This is a genomic window from Comamonas odontotermitis (genome assembly GCF_020080045.1).
Classification (GTDB): Bacteria; Pseudomonadota; Gammaproteobacteria; order Burkholderiales; family Burkholderiaceae_C; genus Comamonas; species Comamonas odontotermitis.
In genome coordinates this window covers 953,977-966,982 of the sequence record NZ_CP083451.1, presented here as the reverse complement: position 1 = coordinate 966,982, position 13,006 = coordinate 953,977, and the positions used below count along the sequence as shown (strand labels likewise).

Below are 13,006 nucleotides of genomic sequence, written 5' to 3'. Positions count from 1 at the left end.
ATTTGCGCTAGAGTGGTCTTATTACAGGCCATTGCCAGTGCATGTTCAAACGAATACTTGTCGCACTTCACATGAATTTCAGGAATGCCTAAACCACTGTCTACCCAGCCTTCGCTGGATCTGTTGCGCACCCTGGTCGCCGTGGGCCAGCGCATGAGCATCACCTTGGCGGCCCAGGATCTGTATCTGACCCAATCTGCCGTCAGCAAGCAGATCCGCCAGTTGGAACAAGCCCTGGGCGTGGCCCTGCTGGTGCGGAGCCACCGCAGCATTGCGTTCACCACAGCGGGCGAGCGGCTGTACCAAAGTGCCGATCAGCATCTGCGGGCGCTGCATGGCACGCTGGCGCAGATTGCCGCACAGGGCCAGCGCCACAGCGTCACCGTCTCTGCCAGCATCGGCATTACCGCGCTGTGGTTGCTGCCGCGCCTGGGGCGCTTTCAGCAGCGCTGCCCCGATGTGGATGTGCGCGTGGCTGCAGACAACCGGCTGCATGGCCCGCAGACACCGGATATCGACCTGGCCATCCGCTATTGCGCAGCGCAGGACGCCCCTGCCGGAGCGCAGCGCCTGTTTGGCGAATCACTGGTGCCGGTGGCCCACCCGTCATTGAACGCACCACGGCTGGATACACCTGCACAAGTCGCCAGCCTGGTGCTGCTGGAGTTGGACTTGCCCAACCGCCCCTGGCTGCACTGGCATGGCTGGCTGCAGGCGCAGGGCTGGCCCGCTAGCGGCACGCAGCGCATGCTGCGCTACAACCAGTACGACCAGGTGATTCAGGCAGCCATTGCCGGGCAAGGGGTGGCAATCGGACGTTATGAGTTGATTGCCCCGATGCTGGAGGATGGGCGCCTTGTGGCGCTCGCCCCCATCGACCCCACGCTCAGCCCTTATGGCTACTGGCTGGTGCCCTTTGCCTCGGCCCGCCAGCGCCATGCGGACGACGCCCAGGGCGCGCTGGCACGCTTTGCGCAATGGGTACGCGAGGAGGCTGGTGTCGTCGCCTGAAAAGATCAGACCAGCAGGTCCAGCGCATTGCGGTAGGCAGGCTGGTGCATCAGGTCGTCCCAGGCCTGGGGCTCGGTGTCGGGCAACAGGGCCAGGCGGCGCGATTCGGAATCAGCGTCGGGCACCCAGCGGCCGTCGTGCAGCGCCGCATCCATACCAGCCAGCAGTTCGTCCACATGTGCGCCCAGGCCCAGGCTCTGGTTGCACAGCAGCACCATGTCGCAGCCCGCATTCAGGGCCGCCAGGGCTGCGTCGGTGTAGCCGATGAGCTGGCCCCCAATGCGGCGAGCGCCTTCCATGCTGAGGTCGTCGCTGAAAATGGCGCCGTCATAGCGCAGGCGGCTGCGCAGCACGTCCTTGAGCCATTTTTCGCTGAAGCCCGCGGGGCGTGTGTCGACCTTGGGGTAGATGACATGCGCTGGCATCACGGCCGTGAGCACGCTGGACAGCCAGGGGTAAGGCGCTGCGTCTTCGGTCAGAATGGCAGAAAGGCTGCGCGTGTCGACAGGAATGTCGACATGCGAATCTGCCTTGACGAAGCCATGGCCGGGAAAATGCTTGCCGCAGTTGCCCAGGCCCGCCTGCAGCAGGCCATGCATCAGGCTCCGAGCGAGCGCCGCCACCACGCGTGGATCGCGGTGGAAGCTGCGGTCGCCGATGACGGAGCTTTCGCCATAGTCAAGATCGAGCACCGGCGTGAAGCTGAAGTCCACGCCACAGGCGCGCAGCTCCGCGCCCAGCACATAGCCCGCCGCAGTGGCTGCGTTCATGGCGCGCATGGCGCCGCTGCCCTCACGGTGCTTGCTGCCCTTGCCGTCATCCATCCACATCTGGCCAAAGGCGCGCATGGGCGGCAGGTGCGTGAAGCCGTCGGAGCGAAAGCGCTGCACGCGCCCGCCCTCGTGATCGACACAGATCAGCAGATCTGGCTTGACAGCCTTGATATCGGCGCACAGCTGCACCAGTGCGGAGCGGTTTTCCCAGTTGCGGGCAAACAAAATGATGCCGCCCACCAGCGGGTGAGCCAGACGCTTGCGGTCCACGTCGGTGAGCTGTTTGCCGGCGATATCGATGATCAGTGGTGCATGCATGGTCATGGGCAGGGAAATACGTAGATCAATACTATAAAAACAATAGCTATCAGCGCACAGTAGTTGAGCGCCAACAACCTGTTTGGCCTAGATTAACTTGGATTGGCGGTGCTGCTACAGCTTTTCCACCACACAGAAACTCGCCGCGTAATCGACCTCGTCGGTCACCGTGATGTGCGCCGTGAGCCCTTGTGCAGCAAACCAGGTGGCCAGCTCACCATGCAAGGCAATGGCCGGCTTGCCGCTCGCCAGGTTGACGATTTCGCAGTGGCGCCAGGTCATGGGCATGCGCATGCCCAGCCCCACCGCCTTGCTGAAGGCTTCCTTGGCGGAAAAGCGCGTGGCAAGGTAGCGCACGCCACGGTCTGGCCAGCGCTCGGAACGGCGCCGCCATGTCGCCAACTCGCCCTCTGCCAGCACTTTGTGGGCAAAACGCTCGCCCTGGCGTTCCAGGGTGGCGCGAATGCGGCGGATATCGCAGATGTCGGTACCAATGCCGTAGATCATGATCTTGAAGAAAATCAGCCGCTAGCGCCCATCCATTGCGCGCAGATAGCTATGATTACAGGAGCACTCCATCCGGCCGCGCCGCAAGGGAGCGCAAATAGGCGCGCACGGCTTCGGCGTAGCCCAGCTCCAGCGCATCGGTCACGAAAGCATGGCCAATGGAGACTTCGAGCACGCCCGGCACATTGGCTACAAACGGTGTGAGGTTGCGCAGACTCAGGTCGTGCCCGGCGTTCACACCGAGGCCTGCTGCCTGCGCTGCCTGCGCGGCTGCAGCGTATCGCCGAATCTGCGTACTTTGCTCTGGCGTGCCAAAGGCTGCGGCATAGGGCTCGGTGTACAGCTCCACCCGGTCGGCACCGACGGCCTTGACCGCAGCCATCTGCTCGGGGATGGGATCCATGAACAGGCTCACGCGTACGCCCAGCGCCTTGCATTCAGCAATCAGGGGCTTGAGGCGCTCGGCATCCTGCGGAAAGCTCCAGCCGTGGTCACTGGTGAACTGGTCTTCGCCATCGGGCACAAAGGTGGCCTGGTGCGGGCGGTACTTGCGCACGAACTCCATCAGGTTGTGAAAAGGGTTGCCTTCGATGTTGAACTCGCGGGCCACAGGCCAGGTGGCCACGACCTCGGCCAGTTTTTCCACATCATCGGCGCGGATATGGCGCTCGTCCGGGCGCGGATGCACGGTGATGCCCTGGGCGCCCGCTTCCAGGCACAGACGCGCGGCACGGGTGACACTGGGAATGCCCAGATGGCGGGTGTTACGGATCAAGGCAACCTTGTTGAGGTTGACCGACAAGGCGGTTTTCACGGGGGTGGTCATAGCGATTGGATGTCCATCATCAACTGGCGGGTACGCAGTACCGGCTGGCCGCAATGGTGTTGCAGCACAGCACGCAATTGTGCTTTTAACTCGCCCGCACACAACACGCAAGCCCTCAACACATGCGGGTATGGATTTGCAGTGTGCAGCGCAGCCTCCAGCTGCAGCCACTGGCTACCGCAGAGGCTGGCCCGGTCATGCGGGGTGGCGGCCCGCAGCCCTCCCTCTGGCACCAGTACGTAGTGCGCCTTCTCCTGCACGGGCTGCAGGGAGAGGGTCTGCACCGCCAACGAAGGCAGATGGCCCAGTTCACGCAGCAGCAGCAACTCGAAGGCGCGCAGCACAGGCTCAAGCACTTCTCCGTGGTCTGTAGCCAACACCCGCACCACCCCGGCATACATGTCGAACAGGTCGGCAAACGGGTCTTCACGTGCCAGAAGGCGCATCAGGAGTTCATTCAGGTACAAGCCGGACAGCAGGCCTTCGGCCACTGGCATGGTATGGCCACCCACCCATTCCGCGCTTTTGAGCGTGTGAATGTCGGACGCACCGTCACCGCCAATGCCCCACGAGAGCTTGAGCGGCTGCAGCGCCAGCAACACGGGACGAAAGCTGGAGGTCGGCTTTTTCACCCCCTTGGCCACCAGAGCCACACGCCCGCGGTGGCGTGTGAAGCACTCCAGGATCAGACTGGATTCGCTCCAGTCATAGCGATGGAGGATGAAGGCGGGTTCGTCGTTGACGCGTTTGACGGCCATGGGCTTGCGGGCTGCGTGCGGGTTCCATGCAAAGGCAGACGGCGCGGGCGCCTTCACTGGGTGCTGCTGTTTGGCAGCCTTTCAAAAGTAAGAGCTATCAGTGCACACCCATATTGGGTTTCAAAGTATTTTCTACTTCAAACCCAGTAGGAGCGCGCGCAAACAGATATGGTTTTTACCGGGCAGAAGCCACGGACACACTGCATTGCTTACTCGTAGCCAAAGGATTTGACGCGTGCCTCATCGTCTGCCCAGCCGGATTTGACCTTGACCCAGACTTCGAGGAACACCTTGGCACCCATGAGCTTTTCCAGTTCCTGCCGTGCTTCGGTACTGATGCGCTTGAGCTTTTCACCCTTTTCGCCGATCACCATGGCCTTGTGGCCGTCGCGCTCCACCACAATCGTCGCGGCAATGCGCATGAAGCGGCCGTGCGCCTTGCTCGGTTCTTCGTCGAACTTGTCGATGACCACGGTAGAGGTATAGGGCAGCTCGTCGCCGGTAAAGCGGAAGAGCTTTTCGCGGACAGTCTCGGCCGCCAGAAACTTTTCGCTGCGGTCGGTCAGCTCATCTGCGCCATAGAACCAGGCCTGCTCAGGCAGGTATTTCTCACAGATGCCAAACAGGCGCTCGATATCACCCTTGTTCTTGGCCGACATGGGCACGAACTCGGCAAACGGATGGCGCTCCTGCATGCCCTGCAGCCAGGGCGCGATCTCGTGGCGGCGGTGCACGTTATCGAGCTTGTTGGCAATCAGCAAGGTGGGAATGCCGGGCTTGAACAGGCCCAGCACCTTGGCGTCAGCCAGCGTGAAGCTGCCCGCCTCCACCACGAACAGGATCAGATCCACATCGCCAATCGCGCCCATGACGGTCTTGTTCAGCGATTTGTTCAGTGCCGTGGAGTGCTTGGTCTGGAATCCAGGCGTGTCGACAAACACAAACTGGGTATTGTCCCGGCTGCGGATGCCCGTGATGCGGTGCCGCGTGGTCTGCGCCTTGCGCGAGGTGATCGATATCTTCTGGCCCACCAGCGCATTCATCAGGGTGGACTTGCCCACATTGGGCTTGCCGACGATGGCGATCAGGCCGCAACGCTGGGGGCCCGTGGGTGCAACTTCTGCAGATTCCGGTTCATCTGCAGCACGCGCCACGGCCGAACCAGGCTTGGCTGCAGCGAGCATGGCATCGAGGTCGGCCATGGTCTGGCCCGATGGCAATTGGGAGGCATCCGCTGCGCCGGTGACTTGCGGTGGTGTTTTCTTGGACGTCATAAAAGCTCAGCGGTGCTGGGTTTGCAATTGTTGCAGCATGATGGCGGCAGCCGCCTGCTCTGCTGCGCGGCGCGACGGGCCCGCGCCCTGGCTCTTGGCCTTGAAGGCCGGCACGGTGCAGTCCACATGGAAAGTCTGCGCATGGGCTGCCCCCGTGGTACCGGTCACCTCATACAGAGGCACCGGCTGCTTGCGCGCCTGCAGCCACTCCTGAAGTGCCGTCTTGGCATCTTTGGAGGCAGCTGGCATGTGCTGCGAAATCTCGACGCGCTCGTACAGATGGTGCACGATTTCTTCGGCCTGGGTATAACCGGCATCCAGATACACTGCGCCGATGATGGCTTCTACGGCATCCGCCAGGATCGAAGGCCGCTCGCGCCCGCCGGATTTGGCCTCCCCTTCTCCAAGACGCAATACCTTGGCCAGCTCCAGCCGCAGGGCGATCTGGTGCAGGGTATCTTGCTTGACGAGGTTGGCGCGGATACGCGAGAGATCGCCTTCCGGCGTGGTCTTGAGCTTCTGGAACAGCATGGTCGATACCGCCAGGCCCAGAACCGAGTCGCCCAAAAATTCGAGGCGCTCATTATGCTCTGCACAAAAACTACGGTGCGTTACCGCTCGCTGCAGCAACGCACCGTTCGAGAAAGAGTACTGCAGGCGTTCCTGCAATCGGCTGAGTTCTGATTCCACCTATTTCACACTATCGTTAAAACGGAAGACCAAGTACACCGGCCCGTACAGCGGAATGTCGCGCTCATAGCTGTACGACACCACAATCTTGCCTTCCTGGTCCTTGGTCACTTCCAGATCCTTGTCATTGACCGAAGTCATGTCATCAATGGCCTGTGCCCGTGCATAAATGGCACGCACTTCCTGAACAGTCGTTCCTTGCCGGGCGGCCTTGATGGCAGCCTTCTTGATGTTCATGTTCTCGATCACGATGGGAACGGCCTTGCTGCCCACAATTGCCAACGCCACAATGATGAAACCCCAGAGCACCAGGCCGATGAAGGACATTCCGCGCTGGCGGCTACGGGTTGTGGGTTGGTTGGCTCGCATAGACATTCCCTCTCAAAAAGCTGTTCTAGTTAAATGACCCAATTCGCTTGATGTTACCGAAATTCATCCAGACAAAAAAGGCTTTGCCCACAATATTGGCGTCTGGCACAAAGCCCCAGTAACGGGAATCCAACGAATTGTCGCGGTTGTCGCCCATCATGAAGTAATGCCCCTCAGGCACCTTGCAGACCACGCCTTCCACCGAGTAACGGCAGTTTTCCTTGTACTTGAAGTCCGTCACGCCCTGCACGAAATTGGGCACATCGGGATTGATGATGGACCTGTGCGTCTTCTCGCCCAGCTGCTCTTCAATCTGCTTGAAGTAGCGCATTGCATCCTGCTCAAAATAATCGGGCTGGTTGGTCGTGGGCACGGGCTTGCCGTTGATCGTCAGGCGCTTGTTGATATAGGCAACCTCATCACCCGGCACCCCCACCACACGCTTGATGTAATCCATGCTGGGCTGCGGTGGGTAGCGGAACACCATCACGTCCCCACGCTGGGGGGCATTGCCTTCGGTGATTTTCTTGTTGAGTACCGGCAGGCGCACTCCGTAGGTGAATTTATTGACCAAAATCAAGTCCCCAACCTGCAGGGTGGGAATCATCGAGCCCGATGGAATCTTGAACGGCTCGAACAGGAAAGAGCGCAGAATGAACACCACGGCAATGACCGGGAACAGGCCTGCGGTCCAATCCAGCCACCAGGGCTGCATCAGGAGACGCGTCTTGGCCTCTGCCACATCCGGGCCATCCACTTTCTGAATGCCCTGCGCAGCCAGTTGCGAGCTGCGCTCTGCCGCAGATGCCTCGAGCGCGGCCGCCGCAGCGCGGCGCTTGGGCAGAAAGTAGAAGCGCTCCGCCAGCCAGTAGGCACCCGTCACCACAGTGGCCAGGAACAGCAAAAGTGCAAAATTGCCTTCAATGGCACCCGAATACCAGGCGCCCATATAGCCCACGAAAGCGGCCAGGATCAGTGTCGTCAGGATTGGCATAGTTCTTCTGAATTATTCTTCCACTTGCAAAATCGCGAGGAATGCCTCTTGCGGCACTTCCACCGAGCCGATCTGCTTCATGCGTTTCTTACCCGCCTTCTGCTTTTCGAGCAGCTTGCGCTTACGCGTGATGTCGCCGCCATAGCACTTGGCCAGCACGTTCTTGCGCAGCGCCTTGACGGTCTCCCGCGCAATGATGTTGGCGCCGATGGCAGCCTGGATGGCCACGTCGAACTGCTGGCGGCTGATGATTTCACGCATCTTTGCCACCACGGCCCGGCCCCGGTACACCGACTGCGAGCGGTGCACGATGATGGACAGCGCGTCGACCTTGTCGCCATTGAGCAGGATATCGACCTTGACCACATCGGAGGCACGGTACTCCTTGAACTCGTAGTCCATGGACGCATACCCGCGCGACACCGACTTGAGCTTGTCGAAGAAGTCGAGCACGATCTCGCCCAGCGGCATCTCGTAGGTCAGCATGACCTGACGGCCGTGGTACTGCATGTTCATCTGCACGCCGCGCTTCTGGTTGGCCAGGGTCATGACCGGGCCCACGTAATCCTGCGGCATGTACAAGTGCACCGTCACGATGGGTTCGCGCACCTCTTCGATGCGGCCGGTTTCGGGCATCTTCGATGGGTTTTCCACATCGATGACCTCGCCATCGCCCTTGACCACCTGGTAGACCACGCTGGGCGCGGTGGTGATCAGATCCTGGTCGAACTCGCGCTCCAGGCGCTCCTGCACGATTTCCATGTGCAGCAGGCCCAGAAAGCCGCAGCGAAAGCCAAAGCCCAGCGCCTGCGAGACTTCGGGCTCGAACTGCAGCGACGAATCGTTGAGCTGCAGCTTTTCCAGCGCATCACGAAGCTGGTCGTATTCGGACGCTTCGGTCGGGTAGAGCCCCGCAAACACCTGGGGCTTGATTTCCTTGAAGCCCGGCAGCGCCTCGCTGGCAGGGCCCAGATTGTTGGGCAGCTTCTTTTCCAGCGTGATGGTGTCACCCACCTTGGCAGCCTTCAATTCCTTGATGCCGGCAATGATGTAGCCCACCTCCCCCGCCCTGAGCGACTCGCGCGGCTGGTTGGCGGGGGTGAACACGCCGACGTTGTTGGCCTCATAAGCGGCGCCGCTGGCCATCATCTTGAAGCGCTCACCCTTTTTCAGTTCCCCATCGACCACGCGCACCAGCATCACCACGCCGACGTAGGTGTCGAACCAGCTGTCGATGATCATCGCACGCAGCGGGGCATCAGGCTTGCCCTTGGGTGGTGGCACCTTGGCTACGACCGCCTCCAGGATCTCGTCGACGCCCATGCCGGTCTTGGCCGAGCAAGGAATGGCATCGCTCGCGTCGATACCGATCACATCCTCGATTTCGGCCTTGGCATTGTCCGGATCGGCCTGGGGCAGGTCCATCTTGTTGAGCACGGCCATCACTTCCACGCCCAGATCGAGCGCGGTGTAGCAGTTGGCCACGGTCTGCGCTTCAACGCCCTGCGAGGCATCCACTACCAGCAGCGCACCTTCGCAGGCAGACAGGGAACGGCTCACTTCGTAGGAAAAGTCCACGTGGCCGGGGGTGTCGATCAGGTTCAGGTTGTAGACCTGACCATCCTTGGCCTTGTACTGTAGCGCGGCTGTCTGGGCCTTGATGGTGATACCGCGCTCTTTCTCGATGTCCATCGAGTCCAGCACCTGGGCCTCCATCTCGCGTTCGGCCAGGCCCCCGCAGCGCTGGATCAAGCGATCCGCCAAAGTGGATTTGCCATGGTCAATGTGGGCAATGATGGAAAAATTACGAATGTGCTGCATCAACTAACAACAATAGAAAGGCCGGAGAAGCAGTTGCTTCCCAACGGCGGGCACGCCAAAGCGGCGGGCAAAGCCAGCCGAAAGCAAGCATTGTAGGCAAAAAGCAAAGCACCCCAAGCCTGCTGGCACGGCAACCGCATTTTCACGATCCGGAAAAGGACCTCGCCCTGCCTAGCCCTGTGGCTCCACACTTCTAGGCCTGATGTTCTCCGGCAATGATCTGCCCAATTGACAACTCATTGCCACTGGGGTCGGCCATACGGAAATCGCGCATGCCATACGGACGGTCTCCAATGGGAACGACAATCCTGGCGCCAGCTTCCACAAGCCCCTGGTAGTAGGCATCTACTTCCGAGACCCGCAAACAGGCGTGCGAAGCACCAGCTGGACTGGCTCCTGCGCGCTGTATCAGCGTGATTTCTACGCAGTCCCGGCACACAGCGGCAATATCTGGTGGGTCACCCCAGGACCAGGCTACGTCAAATCCAAGCACATCCCGATAGAAGTCCATCGACTGCTGCAGATCTGTGACCGAAAAGATGGGAGAGACCGATTCGAATTTCATAGGTACCGCCTGTCTGGATAGCCACCAGCATCACCGCCTTTGCATCAACGCGCAAGCTTCTCCACCCCGATGCATTTCCAGCGTGCTGATCTTCATGCAGAAACTGCATGGCCGGTGCGCTGGTCCTCCACGCGACCGCCCCATGAAAAAAGCCAGCACGGTTTTCGACCTGCTGGCTGCTTTTCTCAGTGGCCTGCGCCCGGTTGATCCCTGCTTACAGCAGCGACTTGGCGTTGTCGAGCACAAGATCACAGGCCTTTTCCTTGGCCTTGCCCTTGATGCTGTCGAGACTGAACGACTGGCCATTGGCACCCTTGATCATGCCTGCCAGCCCGCTGGCATAGCCCTCATCCTTGGGCTCTTCCTTCTGGCCCAGGCCGATCTTGCCAAGCAACTGGTTCTTCATCTGCGCAGCCTTGTCGGCATTCAGGTAGTTGTTCTTCATGCAGTAGGTAATCACGCCTGCAGCATTGCTTGCCGTGCCAGAACCTGTCAGACCCAGGGCCGAGAGCGACGATGCGTCGCCACCACCCAGTGCACCGCTCAGCGCAGAGGCCGCCGATGACGAACTGCCGCTGGAACCCGTGGCACCGCTCAACTGCCCCTTGACCGCATCGCCCAGCCCCGAAGCCTGGGCCGCAAATCCGACGCTGCCCAGGGCAGCCAGCAAAAAGGCGGAGGTTGCAAGTTTCTTCATGGTGTTGGTCCTTTCCCAGTACGTTGGCGGCCTGTTTCCGCCCGAGGGGATTACCGTAGCACGAAGGTGGGCGCTGCAAATGTGGAAGTTTGCAAACCCCACACCAGCGTGTAAGAACCTGTAGGCCCCCACGCTTCACGGCACATCCATGCATGCAACCCGCCAGGCGTTTCTGTGCGCTGTCTTGTTTTTGACAGGGGCAAGCTATCCCGCTCCCGCATCATCCGCCCATAGCAACAAGGAGATACACAATGGCAGACAGGATCGGCTTTATCGGCTTGGGGCGCATGGGCAAGTCCATGGCGGCCAATTTGGTGAAAAAGGGATTTGCGCTGAAGGTCCATGACCTGAACCAGACCGCCGTGAACGATCTGACGGCCATGGGTGCCGAGGCCGCGTCGGTGGCCGATATTGCGCGGGATTGCGCCATTGTCATCACCATGTTGCCCTCGTCCGTCGAAGTGGAGCTGCTGGCACTGGCAGCCGACGGCATATTTGCCAATGCAAGGCCAGGCGCCATCCTGATGGACATGAGCACCATCGATCCACTGGCAACCGACAAGCTGGCCCGTCTTGCTGCTGCCAAGGGCCTGTCGGTGGTGGACGCGCCTGTGGGGCGCCTTGCCGAGCATGCGGATCGGGGAGAATCCCTCTTCATGGTAGGCGCAAGCGATGCAGATTTTGCACGGGTCAAACCCCTGCTGGACGCCATGGGCACCACCACACACCATTGCGGCCCGGTAGGTACGGGAGGCCGCACCAAGCTGGTCAACAACTATGTGGCCGTCAGCCTGACGCAGGTGAACGCCGAGGCGCTGGCCCTGTCGCAGCGCTTTGGGCTGGACATCACCAAAACCCTGCAAGTGCTGCTGGGTACCTCCGCCACCAACGGGCAGTTGCGCATGAACTTTGCCAACAAGGTGCTGGTGGGTGACACCACGCCCGGATTTACGATCGACCTGGCACACAAGGACATGTCGCTGGTGGTGAATGCCGCGCACGCCACGAAGGTACCCATGCCGGTGGCCGCTGCCGTGCACGAAAGCTACAGCCTGGCGCGCGCCAGCCAGCACGGCAGCATCGATTTCTCCGGAATGGCCGATGTGGTGTGCGAGCTGGCCCGGATCGACAAGCCGCGGGTTCCCAAAGGCTGGACACCGGGTTGAACCTGCACAGATGGAAACCCCATTAAAAAGGCCTGCTGAGTCACTCTGCAGGCCTTTGCGCTTTACTGGCGGACGCAATGAGCTATCAATTGACAGGATTGCGAACGGAGAGCATTCAGCGCGCGGCCGCGGTCCGCGCGTCCACACGTGCACGCAGCGAAGCCAGCAACTCCTCCGGCAAAAACCGCAAGGCCAGTTGCAGCAGCAGATATGCGATCACGCCGTCATCCAGCCAGCCAAGCACGGGAATGAAGTCCGAGACCAGATCAATGGGGCTGATCACGTACAACGCCGCCAGTACCGTCACTAGCTTGGCGACCTTGGGCGCACGCGGATCCCGCAGCACGGCCCAGGCAAGCAGCAATTCTTTGCGAAACATTGTCAGCAGGCGACCGAGCTTCCACATGGCGCAGACTCCTTCAAAATGAAACGGACGAGACTCTAACGTGCGGGCTGGCTGCAGGATGACAAGAGTCTGTGTATATTTTTACAAGCCTTCCAGACCTGCGAACGGCAAGACTTCTTGATGAAACCGGCCTGCAGCGCACACCCTATGGCTGCAATAGCTCCTTATTTAATAGCAAAACCGATCATGACATTACCCATCCAGCCTGACATCGAAGCCACCTGGCGACGTGGAGACAAAGTGCAAGCCATCAAGCAACTGCGCGAAGCGACCGGCCTGGGTCTGGCAGAAGCCAAGGCCATGCTGGAGGATATGCTGGATGGCGAGCAACTCGCAGTGGACAGCGCGACACGCCAGCAACTGGCGCCCGCGATCGAAGCAGCACTGGCCCGGGGCGACAAGCTCGCGGCGATCAAATTGCTCAAGGACGCGACCGGTATCGGTCTGAAAGAAGCCAAGGACCGCGTTGAATCCGGTGATCCGCAGCAGTGGCAGGCCACCGGCCTCGAAACCCATGCTGCCCGCCCCGCCGGCGACGCGCACTCTGCGCCCGGCGCCGCATGGCAACAACCGGGTTACGAACCCGGACGCACACAAGGCACATCAGCAGTCCAGCTTGCGTTGATCGGACTGGTGATGGCAGGGCTGGCGGCCGCTGCTTGCTGGTATTTTGGGCTGCTGTAGCAGATGCAGGCAAGCCATTGACCCGTTCATGAAGAATTGCCGAAACGCATCGTGCACCTGCATCCATATAGAGTACTGCAGCCTCAATTTATTCATAGAAGAATTAATTCATTCAAAATTTCATCTTTTATGAATATTTCCAAGCAT

At 60.4% G+C, this 13,006-nt stretch carries 15 protein-coding genes; 3 read left to right on the top strand and 12 right to left on the bottom strand.

Translation table 11 applies throughout. The features are described 5' to 3' along the window. The first annotated feature begins 84 nt into the window (after positions 1 to 84). A complete protein-coding gene (locus LAD35_RS04515; RefSeq protein WP_224151518.1) occupies positions 85 to 1,011 on the top strand; it encodes a LysR substrate-binding domain-containing protein in 927 nt (308 codons plus the stop codon). Positions 1,012 to 1,016: 5 nt separating this feature from the next. Here LAD35_RS04515 and nagZ read toward each other — a convergent pair whose 3' ends face one another. From nagZ to LAD35_RS04460, 11 genes are all read right to left on the bottom strand, one after another. Then, positions 1,017 to 2,108, bottom strand: coding sequence for a beta-N-acetylhexosaminidase (gene nagZ / locus LAD35_RS04510; RefSeq protein WP_224151517.1), 1,092 nt, complete (start codon positions 2,106 to 2,108; stop codon positions 1,017 to 1,019). A gap of 108 nt (positions 2,109 to 2,216) precedes the next feature. Next, a complete protein-coding gene (gene acpS / locus LAD35_RS04505) occupies positions 2,217 to 2,609 on the bottom strand; it encodes a holo-ACP synthase (RefSeq protein ID WP_224151516.1) in 393 nt (130 codons plus the stop codon). A 55-nt stretch (positions 2,610 to 2,664) separates the two neighbouring features. After that, on the bottom strand, positions 2,665 to 3,435 hold the full coding sequence (locus LAD35_RS04500; RefSeq protein WP_224151515.1) for a pyridoxine 5'-phosphate synthase: 771 nt from the start codon (positions 3,433 to 3,435) through the stop codon (positions 2,665 to 2,667). Next, positions 3,432 to 4,193 (bottom strand): DNA repair protein RecO, encoded by a 762-nt coding sequence (gene recO / locus LAD35_RS04495; protein WP_224152581.1) that lies wholly within the window; start codon positions 4,191 to 4,193, stop codon positions 3,432 to 3,434. The genes LAD35_RS04500 and recO overlap by 4 nt, the downstream gene beginning before the upstream one ends. A gap of 209 nt (positions 4,194 to 4,402) precedes the next feature. Then, positions 4,403 to 5,395 carry a GTPase Era gene (era, locus tag LAD35_RS04490; RefSeq protein WP_317986742.1) on the bottom strand — a complete coding sequence of 331 codons (993 nt, stop codon included), beginning with the start codon at positions 5,393 to 5,395 and terminating at the stop codon, positions 4,403 to 4,405. Between the two features lie 78 nt (positions 5,396 to 5,473). Further along, positions 5,474 to 6,157 (bottom strand): ribonuclease III, encoded by a 684-nt coding sequence (rnc, locus tag LAD35_RS04485; RefSeq protein ID WP_224151514.1) that lies wholly within the window; start codon positions 6,155 to 6,157, stop codon positions 5,474 to 5,476. Next, complete coding sequence (locus LAD35_RS04480; protein WP_224151513.1) at positions 6,158 to 6,526, bottom strand: DUF4845 domain-containing protein; 369 nt, start codon at positions 6,524 to 6,526, stop codon at positions 6,158 to 6,160. A 25-nt stretch (positions 6,527 to 6,551) separates the two neighbouring features. Next, positions 6,552 to 7,520 carry a signal peptidase I gene (gene lepB, locus LAD35_RS04475; protein ID WP_224151512.1) on the bottom strand — a complete coding sequence of 323 codons (969 nt, stop codon included), beginning with the start codon at positions 7,518 to 7,520 and terminating at the stop codon, positions 6,552 to 6,554. A 12-nt stretch (positions 7,521 to 7,532) separates the two neighbouring features. Continuing rightward, positions 7,533 to 9,341 (bottom strand): translation elongation factor 4, encoded by a 1,809-nt coding sequence (lepA, locus tag LAD35_RS04470; protein ID WP_224151511.1) that lies wholly within the window; start codon positions 9,339 to 9,341, stop codon positions 7,533 to 7,535. A 193-nt stretch (positions 9,342 to 9,534) separates the two neighbouring features. Then, positions 9,535 to 9,906: a VOC family protein gene (locus tag LAD35_RS04465; RefSeq protein WP_224151510.1), complete on the bottom strand. Its 372-nt coding sequence runs from the start codon at positions 9,904 to 9,906 to the stop codon at positions 9,535 to 9,537. Between the two features lie 214 nt (positions 9,907 to 10,120). Then, the gene (locus LAD35_RS04460; protein WP_224151509.1) at positions 10,121 to 10,603 is read right to left on the bottom strand and encodes a DUF2501 domain-containing protein; all 483 of its coding nucleotides are present in this window, start codon (positions 10,601 to 10,603) and stop codon (positions 10,121 to 10,123) included. A gap of 251 nt (positions 10,604 to 10,854) precedes the next feature. On the opposite strand from LAD35_RS04460, the gene LAD35_RS04455 reads away from it, so the two are divergent. Beyond that, positions 10,855 to 11,769, top strand: coding sequence for an NAD(P)-dependent oxidoreductase (locus LAD35_RS04455; protein WP_224151508.1), 915 nt, complete (start codon positions 10,855 to 10,857; stop codon positions 11,767 to 11,769). A 115-nt stretch (positions 11,770 to 11,884) separates the two neighbouring features. Here LAD35_RS04455 and LAD35_RS04450 read toward each other — a convergent pair whose 3' ends face one another. Continuing rightward, a complete protein-coding gene (locus LAD35_RS04450) occupies positions 11,885 to 12,175 on the bottom strand; it encodes a YkvA family protein (RefSeq protein ID WP_224151507.1) in 291 nt (96 codons plus the stop codon). A gap of 186 nt (positions 12,176 to 12,361) precedes the next feature. Between LAD35_RS04450 and LAD35_RS04445 the strand changes: the two genes are divergently transcribed. After that, positions 12,362 to 12,859 (top strand): ribosomal protein L7/L12, encoded by a 498-nt coding sequence (locus LAD35_RS04445; protein ID WP_224151506.1) that lies wholly within the window; start codon positions 12,362 to 12,364, stop codon positions 12,857 to 12,859. Positions 12,860 to 13,006 lie beyond the last annotated feature (147 nt).

Excerpts from the sequence above, each read along its gene's own strand:
- LAD35_RS04480 (WP_224151513.1), bottom strand. The coding sequence starts at position 6,526 with ATGCGAGCCAACCAACCCACAACCCGTAGCCGCCAGCGCGGAATGTCC.
- era (WP_317986742.1), bottom strand. The coding sequence starts at position 5,395 with ATGGCCGACCTCGATGCCATGCTCGCTGCAGCCAAGCCTGGTTCGGCC.
- LAD35_RS04460 (WP_224151509.1), bottom strand. The coding sequence starts at position 10,603 with ATGAAGAAACTTGCAACCTCCGCCTTTTTGCTGGCTGCCCTGGGCAGC.
- LAD35_RS04455 (WP_224151508.1), top strand. The coding sequence starts at position 10,855 with ATGGCAGACAGGATCGGCTTTATCGGCTTGGGGCGCATGGGCAAGTCC.
- LAD35_RS04445 (WP_224151506.1), top strand. The coding sequence starts at position 12,362 with ATGACATTACCCATCCAGCCTGACATCGAAGCCACCTGGCGACGTGGA.
- lepA (WP_224151511.1), bottom strand. The coding sequence starts at position 9,341 with ATGCAGCACATTCGTAATTTTTCCATCATTGCCCACATTGACCATGGC.
- acpS (WP_224151516.1), bottom strand. The coding sequence starts at position 2,609 with ATGATCTACGGCATTGGTACCGACATCTGCGATATCCGCCGCATTCGC.
- LAD35_RS04450 (WP_224151507.1), bottom strand. The coding sequence starts at position 12,175 with ATGTGGAAGCTCGGTCGCCTGCTGACAATGTTTCGCAAAGAATTGCTG.
- LAD35_RS04500 (WP_224151515.1), bottom strand. The coding sequence starts at position 3,435 with ATGACCACCCCCGTGAAAACCGCCTTGTCGGTCAACCTCAACAAGGTT.
- LAD35_RS04465 (WP_224151510.1), bottom strand. The coding sequence starts at position 9,906 with ATGAAATTCGAATCGGTCTCTCCCATCTTTTCGGTCACAGATCTGCAG.
- lepB (WP_224151512.1), bottom strand. The coding sequence starts at position 7,520 with ATGCCAATCCTGACGACACTGATCCTGGCCGCTTTCGTGGGCTATATG.
- recO (WP_224152581.1), bottom strand. The coding sequence starts at position 4,193 with ATGGCCGTCAAACGCGTCAACGACGAACCCGCCTTCATCCTCCATCGC.
- nagZ (WP_224151517.1), bottom strand. The coding sequence starts at position 2,108 with ATGACCATGCATGCACCACTGATCATCGATATCGCCGGCAAACAGCTC.
- LAD35_RS04515 (WP_224151518.1), top strand. The coding sequence starts at position 85 with ATGCCTAAACCACTGTCTACCCAGCCTTCGCTGGATCTGTTGCGCACC.